General features: G+C 32.4%; 19 protein-coding genes. 15 read left to right on the top strand and 4 right to left on the bottom strand.

Going from position 1 to position 15156, the window contains the following annotated elements; translation table 11 throughout:
- Window positions 1-4: 4 nt before the first annotated feature.
- From LBYS11_RS12455 to LBYS11_RS12415, 10 genes are all read left to right on the top strand, one after another.
- Window positions 5-850, top strand: a complete 846-nt coding sequence (locus LBYS11_RS12455) for an MBL fold metallo-hydrolase (protein ID WP_048392627.1) — start codon at window positions 5-7, stop codon at window positions 848-850.
- Between the two features lie 345 nt (window positions 851-1195).
- The gene (locus LBYS11_RS12450; protein ID WP_048392629.1) at window positions 1196-1501 is read left to right on the top strand and encodes a YfzA family protein; all 306 of its coding nucleotides are present in this window, start codon (window positions 1196-1198) and stop codon (window positions 1499-1501) included.
- A 15-nt stretch (window positions 1502-1516) separates the two neighbouring features.
- Window positions 1517-1888: a GntR family transcriptional regulator gene (locus tag LBYS11_RS12445; RefSeq protein WP_004225203.1), complete on the top strand. Its 372-nt coding sequence runs from the start codon at window positions 1517-1519 to the stop codon at window positions 1886-1888.
- Window positions 1889-1893: 5 nt separating this feature from the next.
- The gene (locus LBYS11_RS12440; protein ID WP_103118243.1) at window positions 1894-2760 is read left to right on the top strand and encodes an ABC transporter ATP-binding protein; all 867 of its coding nucleotides are present in this window, start codon (window positions 1894-1896) and stop codon (window positions 2758-2760) included.
- Window positions 2753-3358 carry an ABC-2 transporter permease gene (locus LBYS11_RS12435; RefSeq protein ID WP_054550271.1) on the top strand — a complete coding sequence of 202 codons (606 nt, stop codon included), beginning with the start codon at window positions 2753-2755 and terminating at the stop codon, window positions 3356-3358. Before LBYS11_RS12440 ends, LBYS11_RS12435 begins: the two co-directional genes overlap by 8 nt.
- A gap of 268 nt (window positions 3359-3626) precedes the next feature.
- A complete protein-coding gene (locus tag LBYS11_RS12430; protein WP_103119086.1) occupies window positions 3627-4001 on the top strand; it encodes a DUF6713 family protein in 375 nt (124 codons plus the stop codon).
- A 32-nt stretch (window positions 4002-4033) separates the two neighbouring features.
- Entirely contained in the window at window positions 4034-4465 is a 432-nt protein-coding gene (locus LBYS11_RS12425; protein ID WP_233731984.1) for a hypothetical protein, read from the top strand.
- Between the two features lie 118 nt (window positions 4466-4583).
- A complete protein-coding gene (locus LBYS11_RS23270) occupies window positions 4584-4754 on the top strand; it encodes a hypothetical protein (protein ID WP_197078717.1) in 171 nt (56 codons plus the stop codon).
- Window positions 4755-5604: 850 nt separating this feature from the next.
- Window positions 5605-6456: a hypothetical protein gene (locus tag LBYS11_RS12420; RefSeq protein ID WP_103118242.1), complete on the top strand. Its 852-nt coding sequence runs from the start codon at window positions 5605-5607 to the stop codon at window positions 6454-6456.
- A 304-nt stretch (window positions 6457-6760) separates the two neighbouring features.
- Window positions 6761-7192 (top strand): GNAT family N-acetyltransferase, encoded by a 432-nt coding sequence (locus LBYS11_RS12415; protein ID WP_103118241.1) that lies wholly within the window; start codon window positions 6761-6763, stop codon window positions 7190-7192.
- A gap of 130 nt (window positions 7193-7322) precedes the next feature.
- On the opposite strand, the gene LBYS11_RS12410 is transcribed toward LBYS11_RS12415, so the two are convergent.
- The gene (locus tag LBYS11_RS12410) at window positions 7323-8264 is read right to left on the bottom strand and encodes a DMT family transporter (RefSeq protein WP_048392645.1); all 942 of its coding nucleotides are present in this window, start codon (window positions 8262-8264) and stop codon (window positions 7323-7325) included.
- Window positions 8265-8572: 308 nt separating this feature from the next.
- Here LBYS11_RS12410 and LBYS11_RS12405 point away from each other — a divergent pair, with 308 nt between their 5' ends.
- Complete coding sequence (locus LBYS11_RS12405; protein ID WP_103118240.1) at window positions 8573-9133, top strand: hypothetical protein; 561 nt, start codon at window positions 8573-8575, stop codon at window positions 9131-9133.
- Between the two features lie 334 nt (window positions 9134-9467).
- Here LBYS11_RS12405 and LBYS11_RS23680 read toward each other — a convergent pair whose 3' ends face one another.
- Together LBYS11_RS23680 and LBYS11_RS12395 are read right to left on the bottom strand one after the other, a co-directional pair.
- Window positions 9468-9632 (bottom strand): DUF2197 domain-containing protein, encoded by a 165-nt coding sequence (locus tag LBYS11_RS23680; RefSeq protein WP_103118239.1) that lies wholly within the window; start codon window positions 9630-9632, stop codon window positions 9468-9470.
- A 28-nt stretch (window positions 9633-9660) separates the two neighbouring features.
- Window positions 9661-10290, bottom strand: coding sequence for a TetR/AcrR family transcriptional regulator (locus LBYS11_RS12395; protein ID WP_103118238.1), 630 nt, complete (start codon window positions 10288-10290; stop codon window positions 9661-9663).
- A gap of 191 nt (window positions 10291-10481) precedes the next feature.
- Here LBYS11_RS12395 and LBYS11_RS23675 point away from each other — a divergent pair, with 191 nt between their 5' ends.
- From LBYS11_RS23675 to LBYS11_RS12380, 3 genes are all read left to right on the top strand, one after another.
- Window positions 10482-10829, top strand: a complete 348-nt coding sequence (locus tag LBYS11_RS23675) for a hypothetical protein (protein ID WP_103118237.1) — start codon at window positions 10482-10484, stop codon at window positions 10827-10829.
- A gap of 12 nt (window positions 10830-10841) precedes the next feature.
- Window positions 10842-11246 carry a helix-turn-helix domain-containing protein gene (locus LBYS11_RS12385; protein WP_053075698.1) on the top strand — a complete coding sequence of 135 codons (405 nt, stop codon included), beginning with the start codon at window positions 10842-10844 and terminating at the stop codon, window positions 11244-11246.
- A 229-nt stretch (window positions 11247-11475) separates the two neighbouring features.
- Window positions 11476-11865 carry a VOC family protein gene (locus LBYS11_RS12380; RefSeq protein WP_066037316.1) on the top strand — a complete coding sequence of 130 codons (390 nt, stop codon included), beginning with the start codon at window positions 11476-11478 and terminating at the stop codon, window positions 11863-11865.
- 553 nt (window positions 11866-12418) lie between these two features.
- Here LBYS11_RS12380 and LBYS11_RS12375 read toward each other — a convergent pair.
- Entirely contained in the window at window positions 12419-13753 is a 1335-nt protein-coding gene (locus tag LBYS11_RS12375; protein WP_233731980.1) for a type I restriction endonuclease, read from the bottom strand.
- Window positions 13754-14229: 476 nt separating this feature from the next.
- On the opposite strand from LBYS11_RS12375, the gene LBYS11_RS12370 reads away from it, so the two are divergent.
- Window positions 14230-14550, top strand: coding sequence for a DUF1827 family protein (locus LBYS11_RS12370; protein ID WP_103118235.1), 321 nt, complete (start codon window positions 14230-14232; stop codon window positions 14548-14550).
- Window positions 14551-15156 lie beyond the last annotated feature (606 nt).

The following is a 15156-nucleotide window of genomic DNA, read 5'->3' as shown; positions in this document are numbered from 1 at the left end:
TAAAATGGACAAGAATTTGAATTACGGGGACGATTATAAATTTATCCCAGCAACTTCTGTTGGAAGCGGTGTAGGTATAGACATATTACCTGATTTATATCAATACACGATTCAAATTGTAAATATTGTACTTTATGGTGAACCGCAGATGAAAGATTTTGTGCTAATAGATGCGGGGATGCCCAAAAGTGCGGATGAGATCATTTCAGTTGTTGAAGAACGTTATGGTTCTAAGTCTCGACCGAAGGCAATCATACTGACTCACGGTCATTTTGATCATGTCGGAGGAATCATAGAATTAATAGAGCGGTGGGATGTTCCTGTCTATGCGCATACATTGGAAATACCCTTTTTATCTGGAAAACAAAATTATCCCGAGCCTGATCCAACGGTAAATAACGGCTTGGTTGCTAAAATGTCACCTATTTTTCCAAATGAAGCTATAAATTTAGGTGGTAACCTCAAAGTTTTACCTTCTGATGGTAGTGTTCCATTTATGGCAGGTTTCAGATGGATTCATACGCCTGGCCATTCACCAGGGCATATATCTTTATTCCGTGAGAAGGATAAGGTGCTTATTGCTGGAGATGCATTTGTTACGGTCAAACAAGAATCTCTTTATAAGGTGATTACGCAGACAAAAGAAATCAGTGGTCCCCCTCAATATTTTACAACAGATTGGCTGGCTGCTCGAGCATCTATCGAAAAATTAGCAATACTAAAACCTTCAGTTGCCATCACAGGGCACGGATTACCAATGAAGGGCGAAGAGCTGACAAGCAACCTAAAAAAACTTGTCGATGATTTTGAACAAATCGCACTACCCAAGCAGGGCAAATATTTAAATTAATCACGTAAGGAAAAAACAAAGAAAAAGCCGCAGCGTCGTCACACGCTACAGCCATTGTCTTGCCAATTTAGTCAGATGATTCATTATATCATAAATTATCAGATTGCAACTGCAGAATGAACATATTTGAATGACAAGACACAATGAGTGGCCAAGTTGTTAATAGGAGCCTGTTTTGATAATAGCTATCAAAACAGGCTCCTTCTTTGTATTGAATGTCATAGATCATTTCATGGTATAAAATTTCCTTTTTAAAAAAAGTGGTTGAACAAATTTTTTATTTGTGTATATAATGTTTATATAGTATATATACAATATAATGAATTTGTGGGGGGAATTGTTTAAGTGATAGGCACTGAAAAAGCGGATGAAAGTAATCTGTTAAAACGATGGATCATCACTATTGGTATATTTTTAATTGTTCAATTGATCTTTATCGCGGTCGATGGCACTGCTCTTGAGCCGAACATGAACGATAGTAATAATTTAGTTGCCAGAATGGGAAGATGGATTTTAGATTCGAGGCTTTTCACCGAATGGATAACGCCTTATTCCTTTCCTTTTTTTAATATGTTCATCACAATCCATGTTATTGCTATACTGATTGCAGCACTAGGGAATATTATTTCAACGATATTCTCAAAAAAATAAAGAAGAGGGATTGGCATGCAAATAATTATTTCGAACAGTTCAAAGGAGCCAATTTATGAACAAATTACGAATCAAATTAAATCACTTATTTTAGCAGGTGAACTACAGGAGGGCACAGCTATACCTTCCATGCGTAACCTCGCAAAGGATTTACAAATTAGTGTAATAACGACAAAACGGGCTTATGAAGAATTGGAGAAGGCGGGCTTTATCTATTCCATTGTTGGTAAAGGATCTTTTGTAGCGGAGCAAAATTTGGAGGTTATACGGGAAAAGAAGCTGAAGGTTATTGAGGAACAGCTAAGTGCGGTCATTGCGAATAGCAGAGAAATAGGCCTGTCACTTGATGAGCTAAAGGAATTATTGAAGATTTTATACGAGGAGTGAAAGGGATGGAAAATGTAGTTGAATTAAAGAATGTCACAAAGAGGTTCAAGGGCTTTTCCGTAAATCATATAAATTTACAGGTAAAGCGAGGCTTTGTAACGGGTTTCATTGGAGCAAATGGAGCTGGTAAGTCTACAACGATAAAAACGATGATGAATCTATTAAGGCCAGATGCTGGAGAAGTAAAGCTTTTCGGATTAGACTACAAGACGCATGAGAAGGAGATTAAACAGCGCATTGGGTTTGTATACGATGGCAATATATTTTTTGAAGGGTTGAACTTAAAAGATATAAAACGTATAGTTGCACCTGCTTACAAACGCTGGGACGATACAATATTTTATCAATACGTAGAACAATTCGAATTACCACTTAACAAAGCAATAAAAACATTTTCTAAAGGGATGCAAATGAAGGCTTCATTAGCAATAGCCCTCTCACATCATGCAGAGCTAATCATTATGGATGAGCCGACAGCAGGATTAGATCCCATTTTTAGACGGGAGCTGTTAGATCTATTACAGGAATTAATGGTTGATGGCAATCGCACTATTTTCTTTTCTACGCACATTACAACTGATTTAGATCGTATCGCAGATTACATAGCTTTTATACAGAAAGGGGAATTAGTATTTAATCAATCTATACACGATGTAGCTGAAAACTATGCGCTCGTTAAAGGTGAGTTGAATCTACTTGATAGAGACACTGAAAAAGCATTTGTCCATGTTCATCGTGCATCCACAGGATTTGAAGCATTAACGGATAATATTAAAGCAGCGAAAAATATTTTCGGAGACACAGTTATTATTGAACGTGCCTCTCTGGAAGATATCATGTATTACTTTAAAGGAGGCCTCCATCATGCTTAACTTAATTAAACGCGATGTCATACTACAGAAAAGGCAGCTATTGCTTTTTATTCCTTTTATCTTAGTTTTTATTTTGTTGGGGGCACCACCCGTTTTAATTTTTCTGGTCGCCAGTATTTTTATTCCCTTTAACACGTATGCATACGATGAAAAAGTTGAGACGAACATATTATTAAACTCCTTGCCATACACACGTACAGAAATTATCGCATCCCGCTATCTTGGAGCGATTGTCTATATGATTTTATCCATAGGTGTTACAAGTCTAGCGCTGCTAGCTTTCAATAAACATTTTACGGTATCTGACATTGCCATTGGTAGTGGCTTATTCTTACTATTTGCTGCGCTTACCTTCCCATTATTTCAGATTTTTAAACAGGGTTATATTACAACGGTTATACTTATTAGCTTTATCCTCTTAACTTGGATTTCAAGACCGATTGCGTTGTATATGAATGAACACTTAACAACAATTATTGATTTTGTTGATAATACATCCGTTACGGTTTTATATACAGGGGCGACGTTTTTTATTATGCTAATCTATATTATTTCTTGGGGGATTACACATATTATTTATCAACGAAAAGCCTTCTGATTGTGTGCTTTTGTTTACTTCTAGCAAGGAAAGTGGTCAATTTTAGAATGGTGCCCACTTGATAAAATATCATTTGGAACTAAATGTAAGATGGATTTAAATGTCTTTATGCAAAAATGAATGAAGTAAAAAGGTTATATTGCTTAATATAAGGGAAAAAATGAAAGCCTCCATATGCCTACAAATCGACATATTTAGGCATGTTTACTTAGTATTTCGAAAGTGGTTTTATAGTAATATTTGGTATATAGTCTGTAGGAGGTTTTATATGCCTGATTTATTACTCGTTCTTTTTTTATTTAACTTTTCTTTATTTCTTTTGCACGAAATGGATGCAATAAGACGCTCTGAGTGGCGATTGTTTATAATACTTAAAGATATGGAAGATTCAAAGGCTTATAAAGTATTCACTTTTATTCACCTGTTTCTATACGTATTAATCCTTTCCTTACTTTTCAGTCAGTATCAAACCATCATTTTTTGGGTCCTTGATCTATTCTTTATCATTCATGCAATCCTGCATTTATTTTTTGAAAGGCATCCTCGAAATGAATTTAAAAATAGCTTTTCAAGATCCATTATTTATCCAATGGGGGTCCTTTCTGTAATACATTTAGTATTATTAATTAATATTTCTACTTAATTGTATTATAAAGGAAGTTTTCAGCTAGTAATTTGCAGAAAATTATTCCAATTTGTTGGTTTTCTGCTTATTATAAAGATGGAGGTGATTATCAGATGTATAGTAATACGGCAAATATGTTGAAGCAAACGAACAATCTTATCAATGCGTTGAAAAAATTAAAACAAAATCTATCTTTTGTGAAATTGTATATTAATAGCGATAGAATACTGGCAATCTATTTTTTAAGTAATGCGTATAGTGATTTTAATTTATTTAAAACAATTTATTTATCTGTAACACCTGGTGATCAAACGATTGATAAGTTTTTACAGGAGTATGAAAAATTCTTTGTAGAAGTGAATAAATACTTAGAGGTCTTTAATGATGATAGCGTTGTCGAGGATAGACTTCATAAGGAAGTTTTGTTTGCGATTAATGAATTAGAAAGATATTTGTTAAATCTGTTAGATGTGTATAGATAAAAAGTTAGACATTCCTTATTTCTGAGGGGTGTCTTTTATTTTAAAGAAGCTTCTTAGATAAAGCCTCTCTGGTTGTAGGGAGAAATGAATAAGAAATGTTAAGGGATGGGAGAAAAATATGATTAGAAAAATTGAAATGGGTTTGTTTGTAATTGGAGTAGTAATGGCCTTAATAGGTATGCCTTATTTATTGGGGTATTCAACGAATGAATGTTTAAAATATCCTCTCTATCTAGGGTTAATATTAATGGTTGCCACTCTCCCTGTAACAATATCCAAAAGAAAGTAATCCATTGAGATTTAAATACTTGGTGTCTAGAGATTGTAGAGGCACACTTGTGATATTGATCCTAAAGAGTAGTATTATTCATATGTAACGAGTTATCTTGCTGATACGTTCTATAAAAATGATTTTAAGTAATAGAAAATTAAACAGTCACAAAAGTATTAAACAAAAATGCTATCTTGCTTTGAAACCTAATTTTAAAGAGAGACAACACTAAATGATGAAGAAATAAATACATACATTGTTAAAATAACAAAATGAATGCAAGAAAATAAGAAGCTCCATATAACTAAAGAAATACTACTCAAATCCCCTGGATAACTTTCTGCAGCTGTAAATCAAATACCTCCCATAAAAAGCACAGTCACCCATTGGATACAATAAGTTAAGAAAAGTACGATTACAAAATAAACAATATACGATAAAGTAAGAAAAATGTCTTATGAACTATTCCAGTCTCCTCCAACAATAATGATATTACTTAGTTGCACATTTCTAAAAGTAATGCTCCTTCCATTTATGAAGAAGAGAAGTAGAAAAAGGAAAAAATTACATATATAAAATAAGGTGAGACATTGTTAAGATTTGATAGGTAAAGTATTCGATGGAATTGGAATAGAACGCTAGTTAGTCATTATAAACTTTAAAAAATGGTACATAGGTCTAAACTTAGGGACAATTAAAAAAGTAGTCAAAATAAAATATAGGAGCAAAAATGGCAGTACTTACGTAATAAAGAAAGGAAAAACAGAGCTGATAATTGAGAATAGACAAACTATTGTAGAGAAATTATCCGAACTTTTCTTAGTGCGACCATAGCTTTTAGAGGTTTGTAAAAGGAAGGAAGTATTTTATGAAAAATCAATTGATACGAATAATCGCTATCGCTCTACTTGGTGTGTGTGTATATATTAATATGTACGAAATAGATGAATTAGGGTTGATGCAATTTTTTGCATATGTTGGCTTATTAGGTTTTACTTTTGCGGTGGGTATTCCAATTATCTTTATTAAAAATAAGATTAGTTTATCCAAAAAATTTGGTTTGTTGTTTTTAAGTATGATTATCGCAGCAATAATTCCTTTATTGGGATTTGGAAATTTAAAATATATCCTTGAAGAACATTTAATGAATAAAGAGATGAATAAAGTTGTAAATCAATATAATGTAAATTTGCAAACTGATGAGGTGTTTTTAACCTTTCAAAATCATCTTCTCGTTGGAAAAAGAGATGATTTGCTTGGAAGTATAGACATAACACTATTGGTTTATAATGCCGTAGGGAAAGAAACGAAAAGAATTAAAATAACGGAATTAGCAAAAGCAGCCGTTCCTTATCTGCCCCTTACTGATAAAGAAAAGGAAACAACTTATTTTGATGGTATGAAGACACAAGGAAATACATATGACCTTTGGGAAAAAATAGATGATAACGACATACAACTATTTTTTAGATACGTTACAACGGAAGTTCCTGAGGATTATCAACCTGAACCAGATATGCCAGCCGATGCAAAGGACATAAAGTTCCATTATGACATCACCTATTCACCGGTTTTAGATGAGAACGGGGAATTTGTTTTTAGTTCGGATACTTTCCATTTATATAAAAGCAACGACTCAATTCGAGTTAGCTACAAAGCTTCGGGCATTGAAGCGATTGTTGCTCCAAATACTGCAGTGTTAGTGAACGAAATCAAGTAAAGATTACATACATTGCTAAGTACAACATGAAGCCAGTAGAGTGTTAGCGGCAAATCCACAAACGTAACTAGTATGAATATACTAAGTAACAACAAAGCCTAGGTACTCAAATTAATGTTGAGCCTGGGCATTTTTTTCGTGATTTATTTATCTAACGAACGTCTTGTTTTTCGAAATTTCAAATAAATGAATGACCACAACCTAATAAAGTGGTAAAGTATAGAAAAAGTGAATGGAGAATTATGTAATGGAAAAACTGAAGAAGGTTGAATAGGTTGAATTAAAACATTTTTTAAGTGAATATATGCAAGGACTGAACGCTTTTGTACTTACTGAAGAGCAAAAACAATTTTCTGCACTGCCGAGCAATTTTGAGGAAATTAATGAAGGACAGCATCGCATTGTAATTCTAAGTGAAAATACACCTGTTGGTTTCTTTCTCCTAAATGCAAATGAACGAGTTAAGAAATATTCTACGAATAGAAATGCGATGCTATTATCTGCATTATCAATTAATCATACAGAACAAGGGAAGGGCTATGCAAAACAAGGAATGACATTACTAGCTGAGTTTGTTAAAGCAGAATTTCCTAATTGTGATGAAATTGTTTTAGTTGTAGACAAAGCTAATATTCCAGCACAGAAACTATATGTAAAAGTAGGGTTTGAAGATACGAATGAAAGGCTAATAGGACGTATCGGCGAAGAAATAATCATGAGGCAATTCATAAAATAAAGTTAGACCACCATTGTCACCAGAGTTTATGCTACATTTTGTAGATGAACTCTGGTTTTATGTTTTGGGGAAATGTCGCATCCATTCTTGAAAAAGAGTTTCATCGATCAAGATTAGCAAAGAAAATTATTTAAAATATCCTGATTAAAAATACACCGGCTATCATCACCATTAAACCAATTATTTGTAATGGTTGAATTCGATTCTTTAGCGAGTTAAACAATCCGAATTGCTGTACCAGCAAGCTACCAGTGATTTGACCGAATAAAGCAAGAACTACAGTTTGGCCATTTCCAATTTGATTGACAAGAAATACATTGATGAGAACATAAGATCCTCCTAAGATCCCGCCAATCCATATCCACCAGGGAGCAGCTTGTTTAAAAGGCTCTTTAATACTTGTGTAAGATCGATCTTTTAACCCAACAATTATAATCAAGGTAATAGTACCAACAAAGAATGAAACAAGGGCAGCATGAGAAGAAGAGTGAAGAACTTTTCCTAATTGTCCATTAACAGCGATTTGGATAGCTAGTAACATTCCTGCTAGAATCCCTACTATGCGCCAAATCCATAGATTCCGCACACTCTCCTTATTTGTTTGGGGAGAATACTGTTCATTTTTCTTGCTTCGTATAGCTGTAGCTAAAAGGACGCCTAGTAAGACTAGTAATATGCCAAAGATTCGATTCCATCCAAAGGAATATTGTGTTGCATTAAACCAGCCATTATGATCGATTAACATACTCATGAGAGTCATGCCAAAGATCGGTAGGATAGTTGTTTGCACACTTCCCAATTTAGGAAACAAGAGAATGTTAGTAGTTATCGCAATAGCGCCACCAATTCCCCCCAACCAAATATAGATAGGTTGGTTCAACAATAAATCTAATGGAATCCCCAGTGATGAACCACTACTTACTAATGTAATAGTTAAGAAGATGACACCAACAGCGAAGGAAATCATTGAAGCTAAAAAAGGAGAAATCACAAACTTTCTTAATTGAGCATTAATGGCTGTTTGCACAGCAAGAATAGCTCCAATACTTATAGCCAAAAGTACTGCAAACATAAAAATTCATCACAACCTTTGTTGAAGAAAATGTAAAGAAAAAGAAATGTAAAACAACGCATGTTTGATTATATCAAAGTACGTGTTGAATTTTATAAAATTAAGCACTGAACACTAAGTAAGAAATAGATTTTATTTATATGATGTGGAACTTCACCAAACACATTAAGATAACGATAAAAAATCAGTTTCTCAAAAAAGAAATGATTTTTCATGTATAGAAGCGGTTAAGAAATAGAGCTTTATGTTAATAAAGTATAGTGTAATCTCTTCATATTCTGTATATTGGTGTATGAGGAGGAGATTTAATGGCAAGAAAATGGATACTACCATTATTTATATTACTAGGTGTTTTGATCTCTGGTTGTAGTGAGGGTCAGGAAAAAGGTAGCAAAGATGGTGGAGATGTAGAAGTAACTATTCCAGCTCTATTTTTTGAGGGTCAGGACATTGATTCTGTTATTTCAAAGGCAAAAAGCAGTGGGATGAAGGAAGTCAGTAAGAATGATGATGGTTCTTTAACTTATAAAATGTCTGAAACAGAACATAAAGAAATGATGAAAGGTTTAAAAGAAGGCATTCTAGCAAGTGTAGAAGAGCTTAAAGCAAGTGAAGAGTTCAAATCAATTAAAGATGTAACCTATGACAAGTCTTTTTCAGAATTCACTTTATCTGTAAACAAAGAAGAATTTGATAATAGTCTTGACACCATGGCCTCATTGGGGCTAGCTTTAACAGGTATGTACTATCAATTATTTAATGGTGTGGATGAAAAGGATTATAAAGTCAAAGTAATTTTTAAAGATGAATCAAATGGAGATGTAATTAACACGATAGTTTATCCAGATGATTTAAACAAGAAAAAATGATCGGAAGAGCACCTAACATAGGTGTTCTTTTTAAATGCTTTGAGTGCAATCGAGTTGGGCAGTAGTAGTTGTTCCTGATTCTTGATGGCTTTTTATTTTTGCAAAGGTTTTGTGTTCAAAGTAGAATGTCAGCAGCAAATTCTTAATGCAAACATGGATAGGCATAAGAAAATGATAGAATTTGTTTTGAGAAACGACTGACGATAGCATAGATGTAAGTAGAGATAGAACAAAATGATTCCACAAAGCCCAGATACTCATTAATTTTGAGCCTGGGCTTTATACTTATTTAACTTGTAATCCCTTTTATTATTCTCAAGATCTGCTGAAGGAGCTATCTAAAGAAATTTTTAATAGCATCCATACGAATTTTGCTATAACAATCTTCGCAACGAAAAATCTTATCGGTTCTTTCCTTTAACTGTCTAAATCTCAGTGACCCCTCGTATACTCTGAATTTATTTCTACAACTAGAACAAATTACCTCATAGTAATGCATAGCTATCCTCCTCAAGTTTTCTGACATATTACTTTTTAGTTGATTTATCGAATATTGTAATCAGTTCTCTCGTATATTCCTCAACATTTAACTGGGGATTTCTCATTAATTCAATAGTGAATCCGTCAATGGAATTTCGTATCGTTAACGCCATTACTCTTGAAGCCAATTTGGTGAATTCTCGGAAGACACCCGCATGCATTCCTAGTGTAAGTATGTTTTCAATGGGTAGAAAAATAGTATCATCATGATCCGCCGCAAATCGAAGTTTGCCATCAGCAATTCTTTCATTAGAAACAATTTCAATGACAGCGAAAACATGTTGCCGATTTTCATCTATGAATCTAAGGTTTGATTCAATATAAATGCTAAGCATATCTATAGGAGATTTTTGATTTTCGATTAGAGGAGCAGTATAAGCTTGACACGCCATATAGTAATCATAAATTACTTGCTCTAACAATTCCCCCTTACTAGCAAAGTGATAGGAGATAACCCCCTTACTGATTTGTGCACGTTTTGCAATTTGACCTAAAGAAGCTTGAGCGTAACCCACCTCTGCAATGGTTTCAATAGCACATTCTACAATTTGAGTTCTACGAGCTTTTTCAATAAATGACATTTCTTTTTGATTAGTTGTTTTATTTTTTTTACTCATGTATTTATTTTAGCACGGTTGTACTAATTAAGCGATTAAAAAACATTTAGAGAGGTTCCTAAATGGAGGCTTTTCTTTTACTTTGAAATGTCAAGGGCTAGACTAGGGCGTTTCGTGAGGAAGATTATGATACTTGAGCTTAATGGAACTATTTCTTATCTGTTGACATGGAGTCGGCTCCATCTTTTAAGATGAATGAAATCAAAGAATGGAGTGATGGGATGGTAATTTTGACAACTATACTAATTGTGTTATATGCGGTTTTAATAGGAGTGGCAGGGATAAAAAAATGGAAAGAAGTTGGATTTGAAGTACGAACATTCATATTTGTTATCATATCAATTAGTATTCTCTTAATATTATGTATACCAAGCAAAGGTTGGTTATTTATATTACTGATAATTGCGTTTATCTTGTTACATATACTAGCAGTTATAGAAGGGAGGTTAACAAATGGACGAATTACTTTCAGCCATCATATCATTCGTTTCATTTTCCATTGTATAATTACCCTAATGGTTTATAAATTTATATTATAGAAGGAGATTTTAATGAAAATTGGTGAATTTGCAATATGTACTGGTCTTAGTAAAGATACTATTCGTTATTATGAAAAAATGAATTTATTGCAACCGGAAATTAAAAATAAGCACCGCTATTATAACAAGAAAGACATTGATACAGTGGAAGCAATTCTTAAACTTAAACAAACGGGATTTTCTCTTCAAGAAATCAAAATGCTTTTTGATTGGTCGGGAAATATTGATCAAAATAAAAAACTGACAAAAGAAGAAATACAAAATCTGCTTGAAATAAAAGTTATATTCCAAGAAAAGTATGAGCAGATGTTACAAAGAGAACATCAGCTTAAACAAATTAAACAGGTTTTATTAAATATAGATAATAAAATAAAGCACCTTTTAGAGAAAAATAAAGAAGAAAATTGCTGGTTTTAACGATGTGTTTAGAAAATAAAGAAAAAGAATGTACCAATAATTAAAGCTGTTTGACGTTCTAATTGAACGTTTGAAACGAACGTCTGAAGGTGAGAAACAATATTTTAAGCTGCTTCTATTTAGTTATTTCTAAAAGTGTTGTTTTTTTATCGGGTAGGTGTGCAAGAAGGAATAGTAGAATATCACGTTGAAATAGAAGTAGAAATAAATTAGTAAGGAGGATGTATTTGTGACTAGCCATGACTATAAATCACCAATAAAAAACAGAATCGGCGGTGTATTTGTTCCAGTTCGTAACCTAGAGAAAGCAAAAGAATGGTACAGAAAAATACTTGGTTTGGAAGGGGGAGAAGAATATTTTGGACATTTATTCGTGGTACCCATGAAAGGTACCGCTGGATTAATTTTAGATTCCATGCCAAAGTGGAGAAAAGAAGATGGTGATATTACCACTTACCAAGTTCCATCAATTCAGCTTTTGACCGATGATATTGAAGCTTCTTATCAATTTATGAAAGAGAATAATGTTGAACTGGTTACAGAGATTCAGGATAATTTTTATTTTGTGTTCAAAGATTTAGATGGCAATTTACTAATGATTTGTAAAGAAACTACTTAAAAAAATGCGAAAATCTCTTTGGACTACTGGAAAGAAAGTGGGGAGTCAATAGCAGCTGAATATGCATTGTACAAAGTGATAAACGACAAACAATTCAAGATTGATGATAAATTAATCAAGTTTTACATGACATTAAAAGCGTACTAGCGAGGAGAAGATAGACAATTAATTAAGTTAACCGAGGATTAATCGAAAGAAAAAGGTCACTTCTATTAAAAGTGACCAGAAATGCTTATTTATGCTTTATTAAAACTCTAGGGGATTAGGTGTTTATACGATTTTATTGAATTTTAATATTTCCTTTATATGTTGCAAAGTAAATACCTGCATCAGGATCGTATGCATAATCAAATCTTGTTAGGTATCCTGCGTATTTAAAATCTCCATCCCATTCAACATGATAAATTTGTCCAGGTGGAAACGTTGAAGTTCTTGTAAAATTATAAATCAGATGTTTTTTACTTTTTGTTATTAAACAACCATCTATATAACTTATTCTATTTTTTAGTGTAACTTCTGATTAATAAATGAGTAGTATTACTAATATGGCGCTTTAAAAAAACTTCTCTGTGTCTTCTATTCTAGAAATAAGGTTAGGTATATCTCTAAACGAAAGGTTATTTAGACAACTTTTTAAGAAGTATGTTGTTTCATTATTCTTTTTATTTAATCGAGAACCTAATCGGGCGTTAATAAAACCTGTCTCTTTGAGAATAGGGTTTTCATCCAAAAACCTTGCTATTTCGTTAGATTTAACGGTATATAGTTTTATATCTTCCATTTGATTAACATACTGACCTACTAAATACCCAACAATCATAGAACCCTGGGTTACAACGGAAGAAATAAAGAAATCACTTAATGGGTTACCTTTTTCAACTGAGTATTCTTCTGATGTTAACTTCAATAATTTTATGTAAGAATCTGGATTGGGTAATACAATTGTTACTCCCTCAAACTCTTCAAATTTCCCTAGTGAATCAATTTCATCCTGAGTGTAGTAAACCTTTTTCTCTTCTTTTGTAATACCTTCTATACTAGTACTGGCAATCTCTTGAGAAGATCGTGAAGTATCTATATTAAATTTTTCACTAATTACTTCAGATATTGCCTCTTGAATACTCTTCACTATTAAAGGGCGAGAGGTGTTTATAAACTGCTGAGTTACCTTAAATTTAAACCGTTCTTTAATAACAAATTTGATAAAATCATCATTTGGGGATTCAAAAATTTCTTTAATTACAGATTTAAATGATTGAAAATATATTAGCGATTCGGCAAGTGTTTTTACGGTTTCTTCATCATACAGATTTTTAGAAAACTTAATCAGATTTTCAAAATCTTCTTCATTATGATTTATAATATTGAAGATAAAAAAGGGCTTAGAATCCATTATATTTGAGTTATTTAAATCAGTAAAAAAGTGATACTCAATTCCGTTTGTTAAAATCCCTAATTTAACACTTGGAAATGTACTGAAATATCTACTTAATTGTGGGGCACTTTTATTGATTTTCGTATTGATCGATTTTGCCTCAATAAAAATTCGAGGTTGCCCATTGATAGAAATAGCATAATCTACTTTTTCATTTTTTTTATGAAAATCAGCTGTGAATTCTGGAGTAACTTCTTGGGGGCTATAGGTATCGTAACCTAACCCTTTAAGTAATGGTAAAACAAGAAATTGTTTTGTAGATTCTTCGTTTTTAATCAGTTCACTATTCTCGGATATTACATTGTTTAATACTTCTATTGTTTCTTTAAGATTCATTTGTACCCTCTCCCTTTGTGTTTGAATTAATGCACAGCAACTATTTTGTACACTGTAGTCAAATAGATTATCTTCCCTGGCCAAGTGAAGTTTGCTTCCTGAATAAAAATTTTTCAATAGAGTATAAGTATTTAATCCATTTATATATTAGTAGTCAATAATTCTTGCGTAAATATACCTATATTCATTATAAAAATATAGCATAAATAAATAATATTTCCAATAGAGGTAACATCCTTAATTAATACTTGTTTTTCAAGCTTCTTACTCTTGTGTACCTCTTCTTTCAAAAAATTTTGTATATAAGTATCCTAGATTGAATGATATTTTGTTCAGAAGTTGTACAGGTAGAAGTGTTAATCTAAAAAAGCAATACTCCGACGACAAAAAAGCCCAGGTACTCAATTAATTATGAGCCTGGATTTTTTTGTTTTTAATATTTTAAATCTTAGTTCTTATAGTAATTAGAAGAAGGAATTTAATCACTATCATATAACAAAGTTTTTTTATTTTTATAAATTTCTCCTTGCTAAAGAGCGAATGTTTGTTCTAATATAAATACAAACAAACGTTCCGTAGAAGGAGAGGTCAAAATGGCGAAAATATATAATTTTCCAACTAAAGCATTTCGAGATATAACAAAAGAAAGAGTCGATGTTGTAACTATTGCTTCTGGTTTTATGGGTGGTGTTGTAAAGGTATATGAATGTGAAGGGACAGTCATTATTCATAGTGAAAATAAGAAATCCAGCCATGCTAGTATTTCAAATGATCTTGGTCAGGTTAAAGAATGGGAGATTAGATATGCAATAGAACATATTTTAAAAAGAGGCCTTACAGAAGTGAATATAAAAGTTAGTAATACAGGAGTTGTTCATATTCGTAATAAAGATATTAATTCACTTTCTCAGTAAAGTCAGGTCACTTATAAAATAATATGAGTACTGGTTATATCGTTAATGGTCTTTTTAAAACGTAGTTTGCAACTATCCCTTCGACTGTTAGAGCTTTAATTAAGTAAATTTAATGTACATTATAATAACCGCATTATGGTTCTTTTTGTTTAATTACGAAAAAGTTAATTATAGTTCTAAAAGTAGAAGTTGTAGCACAAAAGCTCTTACCGTTGTGATTTCTACTTATATCTGTCAAGGTGAAGTTTTTATTATTTTCTTCTTGTGCGAATTTTAATCAAAAATAAATGTATCCTAGTTCGTATCCTACATTATGCTCCAGTTAGATACACTGCATTAGACAGGTATAGAAACCCTCATTATTACAAATCCTTGATATTATGCACATCAAAAAAATAAAAATATCAGGATAGAAACCAGGACAAAGTTGTGCTTGTAGTTCCTTTTTTATAATTCCTTTATTTTTCAAGGGATGGGGAGGGGCTAACCTACAGGTCAATTGGAGCTAGCTATTTGATAGTAAATGTTTAGTACCAGGAGGTGTTTATATTGTAAAGAACTCAACTAATTTGGTTTGAGCAAAAGGAACAAACTGAATTGATCATT

The sequence above is a fragment of the Lysinibacillus sp. YS11 genome (assembly GCF_002896375.1).
Lineage (GTDB): Bacteria > Bacillota > Bacilli > Bacillales_A > Planococcaceae > Lysinibacillus > Lysinibacillus capsici.
Note: the sequence above shows the minus strand (reverse complement) of the source record. Positions and strands in the feature narration are given on the sequence as shown.

What these genes read in the sequence shown, in the direction of transcription:
- LBYS11_RS12455 (WP_048392627.1), top strand. Translation starts at nt 5, where the DNA reads ATGGACAAGAATTTGAATTACGGGGACGATTATAAATTTATCCCAGCA.
- LBYS11_RS12445 (WP_004225203.1), top strand. Translation starts at nt 1,517, where the DNA reads ATGCAAATAATTATTTCGAACAGTTCAAAGGAGCCAATTTATGAACAA.
- LBYS11_RS12440 (WP_103118243.1), top strand. Translation starts at nt 1,894, where the DNA reads ATGGAAAATGTAGTTGAATTAAAGAATGTCACAAAGAGGTTCAAGGGC.
- LBYS11_RS12435 (WP_054550271.1), top strand. Translation starts at nt 2,753, where the DNA reads ATGCTTAACTTAATTAAACGCGATGTCATACTACAGAAAAGGCAGCTA.
- LBYS11_RS12430 (WP_103119086.1), top strand. Translation starts at nt 3,627, where the DNA reads ATGCCTGATTTATTACTCGTTCTTTTTTTATTTAACTTTTCTTTATTT.
- LBYS11_RS23270 (WP_197078717.1), top strand. Translation starts at nt 4,584, where the DNA reads ATGATTAGAAAAATTGAAATGGGTTTGTTTGTAATTGGAGTAGTAATG.
- LBYS11_RS12420 (WP_103118242.1), top strand. Translation starts at nt 5,605, where the DNA reads ATGAAAAATCAATTGATACGAATAATCGCTATCGCTCTACTTGGTGTG.
- LBYS11_RS12415 (WP_103118241.1), top strand. Translation starts at nt 6,761, where the DNA reads ATGCAAGGACTGAACGCTTTTGTACTTACTGAAGAGCAAAAACAATTT.
- LBYS11_RS12410 (WP_048392645.1), bottom strand. Translation starts at nt 8,264, where the DNA reads ATGTTTGCAGTACTTTTGGCTATAAGTATTGGAGCTATTCTTGCTGTG.
- LBYS11_RS12405 (WP_103118240.1), top strand. Translation starts at nt 8,573, where the DNA reads ATGGCAAGAAAATGGATACTACCATTATTTATATTACTAGGTGTTTTG.
- LBYS11_RS23680 (WP_103118239.1), bottom strand. Translation starts at nt 9,632, where the DNA reads ATGCATTACTATGAGGTAATTTGTTCTAGTTGTAGAAATAAATTCAGA.
- LBYS11_RS12395 (WP_103118238.1), bottom strand. Translation starts at nt 10,290, where the DNA reads ATGAGTAAAAAAAATAAAACAACTAATCAAAAAGAAATGTCATTTATT.
- LBYS11_RS23675 (WP_103118237.1), top strand. Translation starts at nt 10,482, where the DNA reads ATGAATGAAATCAAAGAATGGAGTGATGGGATGGTAATTTTGACAACT.
- LBYS11_RS12385 (WP_053075698.1), top strand. Translation starts at nt 10,842, where the DNA reads ATGAAAATTGGTGAATTTGCAATATGTACTGGTCTTAGTAAAGATACT.
- LBYS11_RS12370 (WP_103118235.1), top strand. Translation starts at nt 14,230, where the DNA reads ATGGCGAAAATATATAATTTTCCAACTAAAGCATTTCGAGATATAACA.